Annotated in this window: 3 protein-coding genes; all 3 read right to left on the reverse strand. The window is 51.4% G+C overall.

Annotation, left to right across the window (positions count from 1 at the left end; translation table 11 throughout):
- The coding region (locus tag C5O24_RS13220) for a hypothetical protein (protein ID WP_133165604.1) at window positions 1-197 on the reverse strand (197 nt) is incomplete at its 3' end.
- Window positions 182-1,399: a LamG-like jellyroll fold domain-containing protein gene (locus tag C5O24_RS13225; protein WP_107681966.1), complete on the reverse strand. Its 1,218-nt coding sequence runs from the start codon at window positions 1,397-1,399 to the stop codon at window positions 182-184. The genes C5O24_RS13220 and C5O24_RS13225, both read right to left, overlap by 16 nt.
- Before the next feature lies 1 nt (window position 1,400).
- Window positions 1,401-1,598 (reverse strand): hypothetical protein (locus tag C5O24_RS14410; protein ID WP_205961133.1); only part of this gene is annotated, 198 nt, incomplete at its 5' end.

Raw genomic sequence — 1,598 nt, forward strand, 5'->3', positions numbered from 1 at the left:
GTATAGGTACGCCCGTAGACTTTTATACGGTCGCCAATATCGACGGGAAGGGGTACGGCTGACGAAACGGTAACCGTAACAACGTCGTCGGAAAGTAAGGCGGTTTTTTGGGTCGCCTTACTGATTCCGCTGACGTTCTTACGGCTGAAAAGCGGGGTTTCGCTTCCGTCGGAATGGGTAATTATAATCTGTTCCATACGATGATGCCGTTGGTAGAAAAGTCGGTTATTTCCTCAATAACCCCGGCAATTACGACGTAGTAAACGCCATTTTCGGCGTAGGTATGCTTCAACGCCTTCGCGCCTGTGAAGTCGCCGTAAACGTCTTCGGTTACGGTGCCGTCGCCCCAATAGACGTTAACAACTTTGTCGGTCTTGAGGGATATGCTTACTTCGCGGCTTGCGTCGTTTATAGGTTGGTGGCGAACTACACGCTTCACGGGGTCGGGTTCCTTTAATTTTAGGCTGAAAGTGCCTATCATCTTGTCGTCGCGCCAACGCTTGTTAAAGGCTATGCCGTCCGGGGCGTAGACTTCGTAAAGTAGCGGCTTTGTCGGGTGGATGCTTATCATAAGCCGCGCCGTTCCGTCCTCGCGTAGAATTTCGAAAAGTCGGTTTACCCTCTCCACGAAGTCAATTTTACCCGAAGCCTTCAACCAACAATTAAGCGTTATTTCGCGTTCCTCGTAACGCTTGTTTGCGAGGTCTACTACTTTGCCGTGGTAGTCGGGCCAATCAACTGAGGCGGCCTGCTTCAACTTCGGAAGGTCGGTTACGCCGTTGGAACTCTCTACCCTTATACCCATTTCGCGGAAGTTTACGCCGTTAAGGTAGTATTCAAGTTGCGAAACGCTGTTAAGGCTTCCGGCTATATCGTCGTCGGATAGGGCTACATTGTAAACCTTCACTTCGTCCAAATCGGCGTAGCCGTATTCCGTTCCATAGACATCTTGAATAATGGCTATTCCTGTAAGCGCGGCGGGTAGCGTAACACTGCTAACGCGCTGCGTGTCTAAGTAAAGGGTTACGGTGTTCCCGGCCTTCTTTATGGTAAGGAAGCCCCAACTATCGGGGTTTACGTCTATCCAAATTTCGCGGCTTCCTTCCAATAGCGCGGTATTACAAAAAAGCCCGATTCGCTTTCCTGTAACTCCGTCGGCGTATTTGTTCGCCTTGACCCACGCTAAAATAGTGAAGTTCCCGGTTAAGGGTATGACGTTAGCCGGAACTTCGGCGTAGCCTTCGCCGGGGAAGCGTAGGCAGTTGCCCCGTTTGCCTACGACAAAGGGACAGCCTACTATTTCCGCGTCGTGGCGGTTGGCGGCGAAGTCATAGGCTACGGTTGAACCGTCCGCTTCGTCGAAGGGAAGGTTAAGTATAAGGTTTTGCTCTAATGCCATGTTACTTGCGTTTATCGGTTGTTTTTATTCTCGCTTGCTCCGTGGCCTGGGTTTGGCACTCTCCGCCGTGAAGGATGACGCTTACCCGTGCGTTGTCGCTTGCTGTTATGTTGACCTTTGCCGCGCCGTCTATGCTGACGACGACAAAGGCGTTATTTCTTGCCGTGATGGTTATCTCGCTGTTGTCACGCGCCCACAC

Origin of the sequence: Paramuribaculum intestinale (assembly GCF_003024925.1) — a bacterium.
Lineage (GTDB): Bacteria > Bacteroidota > Bacteroidia > Bacteroidales > Muribaculaceae > Paramuribaculum > Paramuribaculum intestinale.

What these genes read in the sequence shown, in the direction of transcription:
- C5O24_RS13225 (WP_107681966.1), bottom strand. Translation starts at nt 1,399, where the DNA reads ATGGCATTAGAGCAAAACCTTATACTTAACCTTCCCTTCGACGAAGCG.